Source organism: Pseudomonas fontis, from assembly GCF_028656955.1.
GTDB classification, from domain to species: domain Bacteria; phylum Pseudomonadota; class Gammaproteobacteria; order Pseudomonadales; family Pseudomonadaceae; genus Aquipseudomonas; species Aquipseudomonas fontis.
The window spans coordinates 1-1,299 of sequence record NZ_JAMDGY010000099.1 but is presented as its reverse complement, the minus strand read 5'-3'; the positions used below and the strand labels follow the sequence as shown (position 1 = coordinate 1,299).

Annotated in this window: 1 protein-coding gene and 1 pseudogene; both read right to left on the bottom strand. The window is 56.7% G+C overall.

The window, feature by feature from the left end:
* Nucleotides 1–266: pseudogene (locus M5G11_RS23970) on the bottom strand (site-specific tyrosine recombinase XerC); the annotation flags it as partial.
* A 12-nt stretch (nucleotides 267–278) separates the two neighbouring features.
* Entirely contained in the window at nucleotides 279–1,247 is a 969-nt protein-coding gene (locus M5G11_RS23965; RefSeq protein WP_273925393.1) for a hypothetical protein, read from the bottom strand.
* Between the last annotated feature and the right edge of the window lie 52 nt (nucleotides 1,248–1,299).

Genomic DNA, 1,299 nt, shown 5'->3' with positions numbered 1-1,299 from the left:
TTTCGGTATAAAAACAGATGCCGCTGGTAGCGCTCTAAAATCGGCCGGGTGATTTCTTGCGGCCGGGTCAAACCCCGCTCGTCACACCAACGGATAAACGCAATCAGCAGGTGTTCGCGGTTGCCCACGGTGCGTTCGGAGTAGCTGCGTTCGCGCTGGTATTGCAGAAACTGTTTCATCTGAAAATACAGGCTGCCGGGATCGCCCAGCGGGCCAATGATTTTTTCCGAAACACGCTGTTTTTTGCTCTCGCCTTTTTTCGGCATAACCACCTCGACTTAGACGGCGCTGGACAACGCGGAGTGGTTTTTTTGTGGCGGCTGGATCAGTGGTTTTTGATTCAGGCCGACCGCTTTCGGCTCAAGGCCAGAAATAGCGTGGCTTTGCGCGTGGTTCAGGGGGTCCGACTGACTACCGACCATGGCCCGACCTAAGTCCGACCGTTCTTCTGATTCCCCCGACCGGGCGGATTTGTTGTCGAGTTGGTCGGCATCAATCAGGCCCATCAGGTGCGGTTGATGACCGCTTTTTCCGTCATACGTCAGGGTGTATTCATGGGCCAAACCCTTGCGGTGCAGCAGCAAATATTCCAGCTCGGCCAATCGGCCCAGATGGATTTTTAACTGGGTATCACCCCATCCGGTGGCTTCGCGCACGTCCTTGCGGCCAAAGCGAAACTCTTTTTCTTTGAGTCCCTGCGCCTGACTCCGGGCCTCGATCCAGCCTTGCAACAGCTCCAGCAACCGCCGCGTTTGCGGCGGTAGTTCGTCCAGGGTGCGCCCAAGAATGTCGTGGGCCAGCCGGTTGGCCAGCACGATGTCGCCCTTCGTGACCTCGATGTAAGCCAAGGATTTGCCGCGATGCTCGACGTGTTTGATCGGGCGTTGATGCTGATGCAGCAAGGCAATGCAGCGAATCAACGTCAGGTATTTCATGTGGTCACGCCGGGTCCGGGTTTTGTCCGAAAGAAAGGTCAGTTGGTCAGCAAACGGATTGACCACGGCCACGGTTTTGATCAGCCGCTGGGCGTTCTGGTGCAGGCGAGTAATCGCCTGTTTTTCAGCGTCGGCCAGCAGGCCGTCGAGGGTTTGTTTTTTGCGTTGGGCTGCGTGAATGGCTTCGGTTTGTTCGCGGCTTTCGTTGATGGTCAGCACCAAACAACGGTTGAGCAGTTCTTCGTCCACGTCGATGGCCGTGGTGGTGAGCATCAACATCACCGGGCCCTTGACGCTGTATTGCTTGGTCACCAGGTTGCCGGTGGCTTCGTCCTTGCCGGTGCTGGCAATGGTCTTGCTCAAT